Genomic DNA, 14061 nt, shown 5'->3' on the forward strand with positions numbered 1-14061 from the left:
GGAGGCGTCGCTTGTCTGGGCACGGCGGTGGGCGCGGGCGGGCGCTGCACGCTCGAGGCCGCAATCTTGCGCACCGGCACACGGCCGATGGCTTCGCCCGGGGGCGGAGCCTCCTCGAATGTGGGCGGGGGCGGCTTGGGACGCGCGCTCGCGCGCCCTGGTCCTGCCAGGGCGCGCGAGCGATCGTCGTCTTCCCGTTCGGGCACGTCGGATCCTTAGTACTGGTCGTCGGGCTCCAGCTCGAGCGGAGGTTCCTCCGCGACGAACGTCGCCGCGTCGACGGCGTAATCGTCGGCGTCGTCGGCCACCGTCTGGATCTCGACCGGTGGCGCGACCTCTTCGACGGGAGCAGCTTCGACGGGGGCCGCATCGACAGCCACGACGGGCGCAGCATCGGGCGAGTTGTTGAACGAGTCGTCGGCCTCGGCATCCACATCGGTGTCGGTGTTCGTCGAGTTGTCGTTGAACGAACCGTCGATGTTGGTCGTCGTGTCTTCGTTGCCGATGGACACGTCACCCACCGTGGTGGTGTCTTCGGAGTTGTCGACCTCGGCGTCATCGCCGGCGGCAGCACCGTTGTCGCCGCTGTTGACGACGGCCTCCTGGTCGAAGATCTGGTTGACGTCGCCGTCCGCCCAGATGTTCTGGTTCACCGACTGGTCCACGATCGTCGCGCGGTTGTCGATCGCGAAGCTGTTCGTGATGTTGTAGATCTCGTTCTCGACCGACGGCGGCTTCGGCGGTGCCGGAGGCATCGGCGGCTTGGGGCTCACCTGGGGGTGGTCCACGATGACGGGGGCGACAGCGCGAACGTCTTCGACGCATGCGTCGCTCAGACCGTTGCGGGCCAGCGTGCCCTGCGGGTCCTCCTCGAACTCCGCGGCGGCGGCCGGGTCGCCCAGGAGACTGAGTATGAACTCGATCAATGCGTCGGCAATCGTTGCCAGAGGTGTTGTCATGACTCGGCTCCTGTCACTTCGAGAATCACTCTCGACATTAGGTGTTTCTCACAATCGGCGAATCGGGGGTTTTCCCGAATCGGTACGGGGGTTCTTGGGGGTTCTGGGGGCGTTGCGCACCCGTGTCCTCAGCCGTCCTCCGCGAGGGGTCGGGTCTGCGAGAGGGCGACGCGCAACTTGGCGATCAGATCGGAGCGCGAGGTCGCGCCGAGCCGCCGCCGGATGCTGGCGATGTGGTGCTCCGCGGTGCGCGGAGAGATGAAGATCGTCTCGCCGATCTCGGCGTACGTCTTGCCCTCCACGACGAGACGCGCGACATCCGTCTCGCGCTCGCTCAGCACTGATTCGGTGGCGTCCGAGGGCGTTTCGGCGTTCTCTCCGGGCTTCTCGGCGACTGCGGGCTTGTCCTGCGGGTACAGCTCCCGCGCCCGCGCGAGCAGGCGTGCCGACACCTTGCGGTCGTCGGAGCGTCCGGCTCCCTGACCGGCCAGCCGTGCGGCATCCCATCTCAGCCCTATCGCGGCGAGCGACTGGGCCGCCGCGTCGACCTCGTCGACGTCGACCGAGCCCGCGAGGACGGATGTCCACAGTCGCCCGGCCTTCGCCATGGTCTCGGCGACGCCGCTGTGCGGGGCAGCGTCCACCAGCGCGTGGGCGTGAGGGCTCAGCGACTCGGGGAGATTGCGGAGGATGCCGCGCTGGATGCCGGCCCACCGCAGATGCGCCGACCAGAGCGCCGGCCGACCTAGCGCGTCGACGAGCGCGAGCGCCCGCGTGAAGAGCGGCTCGGTGACCGTCTCGTCGCCCACCCGGGCACCGGCACTGACGAACTCGACCAGCGGAAGCAGCGCGTAGAGGTCGACGTCCGCGTCGAGGAGACCGTCGCGGCCGCGCTCCCACGCCGCCTCCAGGCCCGCGGCGTCCTCGTAACGCCGCGCCAGCCCGACACGGATCGCCTGAAGGAGCAGCTCATCGCGCGCGGCGGCCTTGGGCGTCAGCGCGACCGCGGCCTCGAGCGCTTCGCGGGACCGCGCACCTCTCGCCTGCTGCAGGGCGATCCACGACTTCCACAGCAGGAGCCGCGACATCACCCACGGGGTCCCCTGATGTCCCTCGATCGCCGCATCGACGACCGCCCGCGCTGTCGCGAGGTCGCCGGCGCTGATGGCGGCGACGGCGGCGATCACCGCGGGGTGCTCCGGCATGGGGGTGGACGAGCGCGACGCCGTGTACAGGTGCGACGCGCGCACGAGATCGGCGACCGCCGCATCGGCGTGATCGGTGCGCAGCGACGTCTGAAGGCCTCGCTGCAGGAGATTCATCGCCACGCCCAGCGTCGAGGGTGCCGCGCGCTGCACTGCAGGCGCGGATGCGTCTTCGGTCTCGGCCGAGCCCGTCTCGCCGATCCCGATGCGGGCGATCAGACGGCGGACGGATGCCTCGGCCGTCGTCGGGGGGAACACATCGTAGAACCCCGACCCGGTGTGGAGCATGCCCCGCATCGACCAGGTGGCGGCCGCGACATCGGCGATGCGCGCCGTGACGCTCTCGGAGCGGTCGGCGAAGGCCGTCGCTTCATCGAGGAGCTGGGCGGCCGAGTCGATGTCGCCGCATGACCACGCCGCCTGTGCGCGCTTCGCGGCGAGGTCAGCCGAGTTCACGCCCGCATCCGCCGCAGCGCAGTACAGCTCGCCCGCGCGCACGGGATCGGAATCGAGGAGCTGGTCGCCGTGTTCGACGAGGGCCGATGACAGGCGCGGGTCGCGGATGTCCGCGAGCCAGTCGCCGGTGCGGGATGCGAGAGGGTCCATGCCTCCGGGCATGCCCGCGATGAGGTCGACCAGCCGCCGAGCTGACAGGTTCGCCCGTACTGCGGAGCGCACCACCGGCACCGGACGCCCGTTGCGCAGCAGCAGCCCTTCCGCATAGCCCTGGGCGATGACGCTTTCGACATCGTCGAGAGGGTCGGTGAGCACCGGCGCGTCGTCCGACCACACGCTCATCGCCTCGATGATGCGCCGTACATCCTCCTCGACGACGCCCATCCGGTGGGCGACGCTCTGCTCGAGCACGTGGCCGAGCGCGGCGTGTGTGCCGTCGTCCACGCAGTCGCGATCGTCGTGGGCGGCGAGCGCGGCGGACACGAGCCACGCCACCCCGCCCGTCACCTCGAGCAGATGATCCAGACACTCCGGCTTCAGTGTGCGCTCGTTCGCCTCCAGGTAGTCGAGCACGTCCGCGCGAGTGAGGTGGCCCAGCACCACTGCGGGGCGGCTGCGCTCGAGGTGCCGCGCGATCGACGACAGTGCGTGAGAGTTCGACCAGGGCCGGCTCGTCGCGACCAGAGCCGCGTCGGGGTCGCTCGCCCGCACTCGCAGCCCCTCCATCTGTGCGGCCGGCAGCAGATGCAGGTCGTCGACGAGGAGGATGCTCGAGGCGGGGACGTCGAGCACATCGGTCTCAGGGCCGAGGACGGTGACCGTTGCGCTCTTCTGCGCGAGAAAGCGCTGGGCGCCGCGCAGCATCGTGGTCTTGCCGGAGCCCGCGTTCCCCGAGATCAGCACGCGCGGCGGCATGTCGTGAGCCGTGAGCGCGTCGATGAGCGGGCGTGCGTGGCGCGAACCGGTGAAGGTCGTCGCGTCGAAGAACGCTGCCACAGTCATTGTGGGTGAAGCCATGATGAATCGTCGTTCCCGGCGTCAGGCCACAGGGTCCATGGTGGGTGTGGGCGAGGGCTCCGGTGCGGGATCCGCGGGGGGCGGGTCCACCGGTGGGGTCTCCGTTCCCGGGTCGGTGCCGGGGTCGGTGCCGGGGTCCGTTCCGGGGTCGGTTCCGGGGTCGGTTCCGGGGTCCGTTCCCGGGTCTGTTCCCGGGTCGGTGCCGGGGTCCGTTCCGGGGTCGGTGCCGGGGTCCGTTCCGGGGTCGGTTCCGGGGTCGGTGCCGGGGTCGGTGCCGGGGTCCGTTCCCGGGTCTGTTCCCGGGTCGGTGCCGGGGTCCGTTCCCGGGTCGGTTCCGGGGTCGGTACCGGGGTCGGTTCCCGGGTCCGTGCCGGGGTCGGTGCCGGGGTCGGTGCCGCCCGTGCCGCCGCTGTCGCCGGTGCCTGCGCTCTGCGTGCCGGTACTGGGAGCGGGTGAAGCGCCCTTCGTGGGGCGAGGCGCCGGTGCGGCTTCGGTCGTCGTGGTCGTGGTGGTCGTCTTCTTCTGCGGGGTCGCACCCTTGCGCTGCGGGTTGGCCGCACGCGGCGCGGGCTGCTCGCCGACGGGGGCGGCGGTCTCGGGGGCCGCCTGCTGCGCCTCCGGTGCGGTCGCCTCGGAGGCGGCCTGCTCGTCGGTGGGCTCAGGCGTCGGCTCGGTCGAGACGGTGAAGAACCCGTTCAGTGCGCCCGTGCCCGCCGTGAGCGTGCTTCCGAAGACGATCGCGGCCGCGACGATGACCGCGCCGCCCGCGATCGCGACGATGTGTCGGGCGCTGGGCGCGGACGATGCTGCCGCGGCCGGTCCGACCGGAGCCGGGATGCCGCGCTCGATCGGGGACCCCGCGAGCTCGATCTCGGCGGCCGCCGCCCGCGTGCCGTCGAAGATGGCCAGCGCGCTGGACACGCCCAGCTGCACGTCGGTCGCGCGGATGAGAGCCGTGTGGGCGGCGCCGAGCGCGATCGAAGACTTCGGGTCGGCATCGATCGCGGTCGGTCGGCCGAACCGCTCGGAGAGACCCTGGGTGACCAGCGGGATCCGCGACGAACCGCCGATCAGCAGGATGGACTCGATCTGATCGGGGTCGATTCCCGCGTCCTCGAGCGCATCCTCGAGAGCGTCGATGGTCTTGGCGAGCGACTCGTCGATCATGCCCTCGAACTCCGCGCGCGTCAGCCGCACGCTCGAGCGACCCCCCGGCAGGAGCACCGGGATCACGGCATCGGAGTCGAACGACAGCGCCTCTTTGGCGTCGACGCACTCGCGCCGCAGCTGGGAGAGCGCGATGCGGGAGTCGGGGGAGGCGTCCTGCAGAGCTTCGGCGGGCACCTCGGCTGTGCGCAGCACGTGGCGAAGGACGGCGTCGTCGAAGTCCGCGCCACCGAGATTGTCGATGCCGACGGGCTCGCCCACGAGGTCGAAGGCGGCGTGGTCCTTGCGCAGGACCACGCAGTCGAATGTTCCTCCGCCGAGGTCGTACACGGCGAGGACGTGGCCGTCGTCGACGTTGCGGGACGCGTCGTAGTGGCGGGCGGCGGCCTCGGGCTCGGTGATGAAGGCGACCGCGCCTATGCCGATCGCCTCGAGCGCCGACCGCACCAGGCCGATGCGGTGCGGACCCCACATGGCGGGGTGCGTCAGGATCACGCCTTCCGGGCGTGCGCCCTCCCGCTCCGCGACCGTGTCGATCACATCGGCGACGGTCCGTGCGTACAGCTGTTCGGCCGGGATCGAGCGGCCGCCGACGACGATCGGGACCTCGTCGCCGATGCTCCGCTTGAACTCGCGGATCAATCGCTCGGGCTGCGTCACACCGCGGCGCTCTGCCGCATCGCCGAAGAGCAGTTCACCGTCTTCCGCGACGAAGACGACCGTTGCCACGCTGTCGGCGCGGCGGCCCAGCGGGAAAGAGGAGGTGACGATACTGCCGTCGGGAGCAAGCCTGGCTGTTGCCGCACCTACTCGGCTGGTCCCGACATCAACCGAGAGGAAATAGGATTCCACGCTGAAACGCCCCCACATCGTTTGCGTGCGAGCTCCCCCGACCTCGCATCGACCGCCCTCGTTCGTTCCCCACGAAAGAGCGGCCGACGTCTGCGATGATACATCCGCTTCGAAATGGCGTTCAAGGGGTTGGCTCATTATGCGAAGCGCGGAGGTCACGAAGCGAAACCCGCGTTCGAGCATGACGACTCATTGGCACTCACGTTGCATGAGTGCCAGCCGGTTGCCTAGACTGACGTAAGCACTCTCAATGTCAGAGTGCTAACGAGTCTTAGTCTCAAGAAAGAAGAGGTAGACCGTGTCGGTTTCCATCAAGCCGCTCGAGGACCGCATCGTCATCAAGCAGGTCGAGGCCGAGCAGACCACGTCCAGCGGTCTGGTCATCCCCGACACCGCCAAGGAGAAGCCCCAGGAGGGCGAGGTCGTGGCGGTGGGCCCGGGTCGTATCGACGACAACGGCAACCGCATCCCGCTCGACGTCGCCGTCGGCGACCGCGTGATCTACAGCAAGTACGGCGGGACCGAGGTCAAGTTCGGCGGCGACGAGTTCCTCGTCCTGTCGGCTCGCGACGTCCTCGCGGTCGTCGTTCGCTGAGTCCCGCGCACAGCGTACCGAGAGGGTCGGATGCTTCGGCATCCGGCCCTCTCGTCGTTCGCGGACGCGGTGGCAGGATTCCGGTCGAGGACGGCAGGAAACGGATGCTGCGAGCCCGGGGAAGCGGCCGTGCCCGCGGCGGGGCGGGCGTAGGCTGACTCGGTGAGTCACGAGCAGTCTTCCCTTCCCGATCGCGACGTGGTGGAAGCACTCGATGATTCGACGGCGCTCGACCTCGGTGTCACCACCGGGGCCCGCCGGATCGTGTCCGACGCCGCCGCGGTCCGGGAGGGCCGGCTGGGCGGGATCTTCGCGTTCTCGGCGTACCTGCTGTGGGGTTTCCTGCCGCTGTACTTCCTGCTCCTCGCGCCCACCGGGCCGTGGGAGATCGTGGCGTGGCGCATCCTGCTGTCGCTCGTCTTCTGCGCCCTGCTGCTCACCGTGACCCGCACGTGGCCGCGCCTGGCGGCGATCTTCCGGCAGCCGAGGGTGCTCGGGCTCACCGTCGTCGCGGGCCTGCTGATCTACGTCAACTGGCAGGTCTTCATCTACGGCGCGCTCAGCGGCCACGTCATCGAGACCAGCCTGGGCTACTTCATCAACCCGATCGCCACCGTGCTCCTGGCGGTGCTCGTGCTCCGCGAGCGCCTGCGCACGACGCAGTGGGTCGCCATCGGCATCGCCGCGGCGGCGGTGCTCGTCATCGTGATCGGCTACGGCGCCTTCCCCTGGATCGCGCTCACGCTCGCCGCATCCTTCGGCCTCTATGGCCTCGTGAAGAAGAAGGTCGGCCCCTCGGTGGACGCGGTCAGCGGACTCACCCTCGAGACGCTGTGGCTCTCGCCGATCGCCGTGGTCGTGCTCGTCATCGTCGGCGCGACCGGCGGCCTGACGATGGGTGCGTACGGATGGCAGCACACCGTGCTCCTCAGCCTCACCGGCGTCATCACGGCCGTGCCGCTGCTGCTGTTCGCGGCGGGTGCACGCCGGGTGTCGCTCACCACGATCGGGCTCATGCAGTTCGTCGCGCCGGTGCTGCAATTCCTGGTGGGCTGGCTCGTGCTCGGCGAGCCGATGCCCTTGGAACGCTGGATCGGCTTCGGCCTGGTGTGGGTCGCGCTCATCGTGCTGACGGTCGACTCGCTCATCCACGCCCGTCGCGCACGGGGTGCGGCATCCCTCGCCTCCTGACCCTCTGCGCCAAACCACCCCTTCTCGCCGATACCACCCGTCGTGGTCCGCCCATCACGCATGGATTCGGCGAGAAGGGGTGGTTTGGGTACAGAACAGGCGCGGGATGCCGCAGCCCGGGGCGCGCTCAGCGCACGAGGCGGGCGATGGCCTGCGTGGCCTCGGTGATCTTGGCGTCGGCCTCGGCACCGCCCAGGCGCGCGGCATCCACGACGCAGTGACGCAGGTGGTCGTCGAGCAGACCGACTGCGACGGCCTCGAGGGCGGAGGTCAGCGCGCTGATCTGCGTGAGGATGTCGATGCAGTACTTCTCGTCCTCGACCATCTTGTGGATGCCGCGGGCCTGACCCTCGATGCGCTTGAGGCGGTTCAGGTACTTGTCCTTGTCGGTGATGTAGCCGTGGTGGGCGTGCTCGCCGGCGTGGGCGGGGGAGTGCTCGAGAGCGGTGTCGGTCATGTCGGACTCCTTCAACGGTGAGTGGTCGAGAGGCTGCGGAACCGTCGCAGGCGCAGGCTGTTGCCCACCACGAAGACGCTCGAGAACGCCATCGCCGCTCCCGCGATCATAGGGTTCAACAGCCCCAGCGCTGCGAGCGGGATCGCGGCGACGTTGTAGGCGAAGGCCCAGAAGAGGTTGACCTTGATCGTGCCGAGGGTCGCGCGCGAGAGGCGGATCGCGTCGGCAGCGCTGCGCAGGTCGCCGCGCACCAGGGTGACGTCGGAGGCCTCGATCGCAGCATCCGTTCCCGTTCCCATCGCGAGACCCAGATCGGCCTGCGCGAGAGCGGCGGCGTCGTTCACGCCGTCGCCCACCATGGCGACGACGCGGCCTTCGCCTTGGAGCTCGGTGACGACGGCGACCTTGTCGTGCGGGAGCACCTCGGCGATCACGCGGTCGATCCCGACCTCGTCGGCGATCGCGCGCGCCGCGGCGGCGTTGTCGCCGGTGAGCAGCACCGGCGTGAGCCCGAGGGCCTTCAGCTGCCCGACGGCCTCGCGGCTCGAGGGCTTGACCTGGTCGGCGACGACCAGGAGTCCGCGCACCGCGCCGTCCCATGCCGCCAGCACCGGGGTTCGGCCGAGCGCCTCGGCCGCTGCCTTCGCAGCGGCGAGATCCTCGGGGAGCGTCAGCACCCAGTCCGCGAGCAGCGCCGCGCGGCCGACGAGCACGGCGTGCCCTTCGACGATGCCCGAGACGCCCTTGCCCGGCACGTTCTGGAACGACGCGACGTCGGGGAGGGGCCCCGTCTCCGCCGTGGCGGCGCGGGCGATCGCCTGCGCGATCGGATGCTCGGACGCGTGCTCCAGGGCTCCGGCGAGGCGCACCAGCTCGGCACGCGCGGCCGATGCCTCGTTCGTGTGCGGATCGAGCGACCCGGCCACGACGACGTCGACGAGCGACATGCGACCGCTCGTGACGGTCCCGGTCTTGTCGAGCACGACCGTGTCGACCGTGCGCGTGGACTCGAGCACCTCCGGACCCTTGATGAGGATGCCGAGCTGCGCGCCGCGACCCGTGCCGACGAGCAGCGCGGTCGGGGTCGCGAGTCCCAGCGCGCACGGGCACGCGATGATGAGCACTGCGACGGCCGCGGTGAACGCCATCGCGGCCGAGGCGCCCATCAGCAGCCAAGCCGCGAGCGTGCCGAGCGAGATCAGCAGCACGATGGGCACGAAGACGCCCGAGATGCGATCGGCCAGGCGCTGCACCTGGGCCTTGCCCGACTGGGCGTCCTCGACGAGTCGCGCCATCAGCGCGAGCTGCGTGTCGTCGCCGACGCGCGTCGCCCGCACGACCAGACGGCCGCCCGCGTTGACGGTGGCGCCGATGACCGCGTCACCGGGTGCGACCTCGACGGGCACGGATTCGCCCGTCACCATCGAGGCGTCGACCGCGGACGTGCCGGAGGTCACGACGCCGTCGGTGGCGATCTTCTCGCCGGGGCGCACGACGAACTCCTCGCCGACGCGGAGCGCGGCGACCGGCACGCGCACCTCGACCAGCGCGGGGGCGGAGGGGGAGCCGATCCCCGGCATCCCGAGTGAGACCTGCCCGGCGGGGGCGCCTGAGGGGCGCAGCACCGCGACGTCCTTCGCGCCGATCTCGAGCAGGGCGCGCAGCGCCGCGCCCGCACGGCGCTTCGAGCGCTGCTCGAAGTACCTGCCCGCGAGCACGAACGTCGTGACGCCGGCGGCGACCTCGAGGTAGATGTCGCCGGCGCCGTCCTGCGGCGTGACCGACCACTCGAACGTGTGCGTCATGCCCGGCATGCCCGCATGCCCGAGGAACAGCGCGTACAGCGACCACAGGAATGCCGCAGAGACACCGAGCGAGATCAGCGTGTCCATCGTGGCGGCGCCGTGGCGCAGGTTGATCCAGGCCGCGCGGTGGAACGGCCACGCGCCCCACACCACCACGGGCGCCGCGAGCGCCAGCGACGCCCACTGCCAGTACGTGAACTGCAGAGCCGGGATCATCGCCAGAAGGATCACCGGCACCGACAGCACGATCGACCCGATGAGCCGGTGGCGGAGGCTCGTGAGCTCCGGGTCGGCGGGCTCGTCGCCGGCATCCTCAGGCGCGGGCGGTGCGGGGAGGGCGGCCGTGTAGCCGGTCTTCTCGACCTCCTCGATGAGCGCCTGCGGGTCGGTTCCCGAGGGGACGGTGACGAACGCCTTCTCCGTGGCGTAGTTGACGGATGCCTCGACCCCGTCCATCCGGTTCAGCCGCTTCTCGATCCGCGCGGCGCACGACGCGCACGTCATCCCGCCGATCTCGAGTTCGAACCGGGCGGCGGGGATCGAGGCCTCGCTCATGCGCGGACCGCGCTGTAGCCGGCCTCGTCGACGGCCGCGATGACGGCGTCATGGGCGATCTCGGCGGCGGAGACGACCTTGAGCGTGCCGGCGGCGGCACTCACCTGGACGTCCTGCACGCCTGCGAGCTTCGACACCTCGCCGCGCACGGACGCCTCGCAGTGCCCGCAGCTCATTCCTGTCACCGTGTATTCGGCCTCAGCCATGACTTCTCCTCCATAGGTCGGGGACGGATACCCCTGCGGGGTACTGCATCGCTCCAGTGTATACCCGCGCGGGGTATGAGAGCCGTGCGTCGGATGTGGCCCCTGTGGCGGCGGCTCGGGCGCCGGCACGCGCGAGTTATCCACAGCGAGGGAGGTCTGCGGGCCGCCAGAATTACGGTCCGATCACGGTTTTCAAGCTGTTACAGATCGTTAACGAATGGCAACATTGACGACGCCTGACGGCGATTAGGTTTAGTGCATTGGGTCGGCGCCCGAGCCGTTCCCGTTGTAATCGCACAGCAAGGAGCAACATGAGCGTCTTCACCCGCTCGCGCACGTCCACCGTCCTCGGTGGCATCGCGCTCATCGGCGCCAGCGCCCTCGTCCTCGCCGGCTGCGCCGGTGGGGGCACCGGTGGTGGCGACGAGACCACCCCGCCCACCGAGGAGCGCGACCTCACGATCAAGATCGGCACGATCCTTCCCCAGACGGGAAGCCTTTCGTACCTCGGCCCGCCCGAGGAGGCCGGCGTCGGACTCGCCGCCGCCGACATCAATGAGGCCGCCAAGGGCATCACCATCGACGACATCGTGTGGGGCGACTCGGGCGACACCGACAACAAGGCCTACGCCACCACGATCCAGAAGCTCATCTCCGAGAAGGTGACGGCTGCCATCGGCGCCGCATCCTCGGGTGTGACCAAGCTCTTCCTCGACGACGCCGTCGCCGCGGGCATCATCACGTTCTCACCGGCCAACACGTCGCTCGACTTCACCAACTGGGACGACAACAACCTCTACTGGCGCACGGCTCCGGCCGACACACTTCAGGGCGAGGTGCTCGGCAACCTCGTCGCCGAGGACGGCCACGAGAACGTCGCGGTCCTCTACCAGAACGACGCCTACGGCACCGGCCTGAACCAGGTCTTCCAGGAGGTCTTCACGGGCTCGGGCGGTGAGATCGTCGCCGAGCAGTCCTACAACACCGGTGACACCAACTTCGACGCCCAGATCTCCGCGATCCTCGCCTCGAACCCGGACGCGATCGCGCTGATCACGTTCGATGAGATCTTCACGGTCGGTCCGGCGCTCATCGCCGCGGGCTACCCCGCCGAAGACCTCTACCTCGTCGACGGCAACCTGAAGAACTTCGGTGCCGACCCGAAGTGGCCTGCCGGCGTGAGCATGGAGGGTGCGAAGGGCACGACCCCTGCGGGTCCCGCGCCTGACGAGGAGTTCCAGGGGCGCCTGAACGACTGGTGGGTCGCCGACGGCAACAGCGAGCTGACCGACTTCTCGTACGGCAACGAGGCGTACGACGCCGTCGTGCTGCTCGCGCTCGCCTCGCTCGCCGCCAACTCCAGCGACTCGGCCGACATCGCCGCGAAGCTGCAGGAGGTCTCGGGCGGTTCGGGTGACGGCGAGAAGTGCGACAGCTTCGCCGACTGCGCCGACATCATCCTCGGCGGCGGCACGGCCGACTACGACGGCTACTCCGGTCCGATCACGTTCGACGAGCACGGCGACCCGACCGAGGCCACCATCGGTGTCTTCCAGTACGGCGCCGACAACACCTACACCCGCATCGACCTGTAAACCAGGCTGACGCAGCGCAGGGCCCCGGAGCGATCCGGGGCCCTGTCGCGTTCCCGGAGGCGGTCCGGGGCCGACCGCCCCTCGTCTCACCGGTGCGGAACCCGAGGTCGTCGCCCACGGCGGGGGAGGGGACGCAGATAAGAGGAGGGGACCGGATGCTGCAGCATCCGGTCCCCTCCTCTTATCTGCGTGTCGGTGTCAGACCCCGTCGGCGCCGAGGGAGCCGAGGTACAGGCCGATGACCTTGGGGTCGCTCAGCAGCTCGCGGCCGGTTCCCTCGTAGGCATCGCGGCCCTGGTCGAGGACGTAGCCGCGGTCGCAGATCTGCAGGCAGCGGCGGGCGTTCTGCTCGACCATGATCGTGGTCACGCCGGCCTTGTTGATGTCGGAGACGCGGATGAAGGCGTCGTCCTGGCGGACGGGCGACAGACCGGCCGACGGCTCATCGAGGAGCAGCACGGACGGGTTCATCATGAGGGCGCGCGACATCGCGACCATCTGTCGCTCGCCGCCGGAGAGCGACCCCGCGCGCTGCTTGAGGCGCTTGCCGAGCTCGGCGAAGATGCCGGTGACGAAGTCGAGCCGCTCTTCGTACGCCTTGGGGCGCTGGTAGAGCCCCATCTGCAGATTCTCCTCGATGGTGAGCGAGGGGAAGACGTTGTTCGTCTGCGGCACGAAGCCGACGCCTCGCTGCACGAGCTTGTCGGACTTGAGTCCGACCACGCTCGTGCCGTCTACCGTGATCTCGCCGCCGCGCACCTTGACCATGCCGAAGATCGACTTCAGGAGTGTCGACTTGCCGGCGCCGTTGGGGCCGATGATGCCGATCAGCTCGCCCTTGCGGGCGATGAGGTTGGCGCCGTTGATGATGTTGATGCCGGGCAGGTAGCCCGCCGTGAGGTCCTTGACCTCGACGACGATGCGATCGCTCTTGACGGCGGTCGCGCTGCCCGAGGTGAGTGCGTCCTCGGCCGTCGTGCCCGCCGGGTTCCCCGAGCCTGTCGAAGCGTCGGTCATTTGTTCTCCTCCTCGGCCTCGGCGATCGAGGCCTCCTCGGCCTCTTTGATCTCTTCGAGCAGCTCTTCGGCGGACGCGTCGAGCTCGCCGGCCACGCGACCGGTCACGACGCCGAGGTCGACGTCCTGGTGGCTGCCGAGGTAGGCGTCGACCACGGCCGGGTCCTGCATGACGGTGTCGGGCGGGCCTTCGGCCACGACCTTGCCCTCGGCCATGACGATGACCCAGTCGGCGATGTGCCGCACCATGTGCATGTCGTGCTCGACGAAGAGCACCGTCATGCCGAGGTCCTTGAGGTCGAGGATGTGGTCGAGCAGCGACTCGGTGAGCGCCGGGTTGACACCCGCCATCGGCTCGTCGAGCATCACCAGCGTCGGATCGCTCATGAGGGCGCGCGCCATCTCGAGGAGCTTGCGCTGACCGCCCGAGAGCGAGGCCGCGTAGTCGTCGGACTTGGAATCGAGCTTGAAGCGTGCGAGCAGCTCCATCGCCTTGTCTTCGATGTCGTTGTCCTGCTTGCGCCAGATCGTGGGCACGATGCTGGCCCAGAGGCTCTCGCCCTTCTGGGCGGTGGCGCCGAGCTTCATGTTCTCGAGCACGGTCAGAAGCGACAGCGCCTTGGTCAGCTGGAACGTGCGCACCTGGCCCATGCGGGCGACCTTGAACGACGGGATCCCCGACAGGTTCTTGCCGTCGAAACTCCAGGTTCCGCTGTTCGGCTTGTCGAAGCCGCACAGCAGGTTGAACAGCGTCGTCTTGCCGGCGCCGTTGGGGCCGATGAGGGCGGTGATCGCGTTCCGCGGGATCTCGAGGTGCTCGACGTCGACGGCGGTGAGGCCGCCGAAGCGACGCGTGACACCGTCGATGACGAGGATCGGGTCGTTCTTGGCGACGCCCGGGATCGCATCCCCCTTCGCGAGCCCGGCGGTCTTCGGACGACGGATGCTGCCGGTCGCGGTCGTGGCTGGCGCCGCCGGCGGGGCC

The 14061-nt window shown here is 69.6% G+C and carries 11 protein-coding genes; 3 read left to right on the plus strand and 8 right to left on the minus strand.

Features of this window, described 5'->3' with window-relative positions; translation table 11 throughout:
- Nucleotides 1–215: 215 nt before the first annotated feature.
- The 3 genes from MRBLWH3_RS07260 to MRBLWH3_RS07270 form a co-directional block, all read right to left on the minus strand.
- Nucleotides 216–959 carry an IniB N-terminal domain-containing protein gene (locus MRBLWH3_RS07260; RefSeq protein ID WP_363430061.1) on the minus strand — a complete coding sequence of 248 codons (744 nt, stop codon included), beginning with the start codon at nt 957–959 and terminating at the stop codon, nt 216–218.
- Nucleotides 960–1087: 128 nt separating this feature from the next.
- Nucleotides 1088–3637, minus strand: a complete 2550-nt coding sequence (locus tag MRBLWH3_RS07265; RefSeq protein ID WP_363430063.1) for a LuxR C-terminal-related transcriptional regulator — start codon at nt 3635–3637, stop codon at nt 1088–1090.
- A gap of 21 nt (nt 3638–3658) precedes the next feature.
- A complete protein-coding gene (locus tag MRBLWH3_RS07270) occupies nt 3659–5533 on the minus strand; it encodes an Hsp70 family protein (protein WP_363430065.1) in 1875 nt (624 codons plus the stop codon).
- A gap of 421 nt (nt 5534–5954) precedes the next feature.
- Here MRBLWH3_RS07270 and groES point away from each other — a divergent pair, with 421 nt between their 5' ends.
- Together groES and rarD are read left to right on the plus strand one after the other, a co-directional pair.
- On the plus strand, nt 5955–6251 hold the full coding sequence (gene groES, locus MRBLWH3_RS07275; RefSeq protein ID WP_045275440.1) for a co-chaperone GroES: 297 nt from the start codon (nt 5955–5957) through the stop codon (nt 6249–6251).
- 264 nt (nt 6252–6515) lie between these two features.
- A complete protein-coding gene (gene rarD, locus MRBLWH3_RS07280; RefSeq protein ID WP_363435354.1) occupies nt 6516–7442 on the plus strand; it encodes an EamA family transporter RarD in 927 nt (308 codons plus the stop codon).
- A 127-nt stretch (nt 7443–7569) separates the two neighbouring features.
- Here the strand turns inward: rarD and MRBLWH3_RS07285 are convergent, their stop codons facing one another.
- From MRBLWH3_RS07285 to MRBLWH3_RS07295, 3 genes are read right to left on the minus strand one after another with little or no spacing between them, the layout of a single operon-like run.
- Nucleotides 7570–7899, minus strand: a complete 330-nt coding sequence (locus MRBLWH3_RS07285) for a metal-sensitive transcriptional regulator (RefSeq protein ID WP_363430068.1) — start codon at nt 7897–7899, stop codon at nt 7570–7572.
- A gap of 11 nt (nt 7900–7910) precedes the next feature.
- On the minus strand, nt 7911–10259 hold the full coding sequence (locus MRBLWH3_RS07290; protein WP_363430070.1) for a heavy metal translocating P-type ATPase: 2349 nt from the start codon (nt 10257–10259) through the stop codon (nt 7911–7913).
- A complete protein-coding gene (locus MRBLWH3_RS07295; RefSeq protein WP_363430072.1) occupies nt 10256–10465 on the minus strand; it encodes a heavy-metal-associated domain-containing protein in 210 nt (69 codons plus the stop codon). Before MRBLWH3_RS07295 ends, MRBLWH3_RS07290 begins: the two co-directional genes overlap by 4 nt.
- 311 nt (nt 10466–10776) lie before the next feature.
- Here MRBLWH3_RS07295 and MRBLWH3_RS07300 point away from each other — a divergent pair, with 311 nt between their 5' ends.
- A complete protein-coding gene (locus MRBLWH3_RS07300) occupies nt 10777–12060 on the plus strand; it encodes an ABC transporter substrate-binding protein (RefSeq protein WP_363430074.1) in 1284 nt (427 codons plus the stop codon).
- A 198-nt stretch (nt 12061–12258) separates the two neighbouring features.
- On the opposite strand, the gene MRBLWH3_RS07305 is transcribed toward MRBLWH3_RS07300, so the two are convergent.
- Together MRBLWH3_RS07305 and MRBLWH3_RS07310 are read right to left on the minus strand one after the other, a co-directional pair.
- Entirely contained in the window at nt 12259–13077 is an 819-nt protein-coding gene (locus tag MRBLWH3_RS07305) for an ABC transporter ATP-binding protein (RefSeq protein WP_363430076.1), read from the minus strand.
- The gene (locus tag MRBLWH3_RS07310) at nt 13074–14021 is read right to left on the minus strand and encodes an ABC transporter ATP-binding protein (RefSeq protein ID WP_363435357.1); all 948 of its coding nucleotides are present in this window, start codon (nt 14019–14021) and stop codon (nt 13074–13076) included. Before MRBLWH3_RS07310 ends, MRBLWH3_RS07305 begins: the two co-directional genes overlap by 4 nt.
- Nucleotides 14022–14061 lie beyond the last annotated feature (40 nt).

The organism is Microbacterium sp. LWH3-1.2 (assembly GCF_040675855.1).
Lineage (GTDB): Bacteria > Actinomycetota > Actinomycetes > Actinomycetales > Microbacteriaceae > Microbacterium.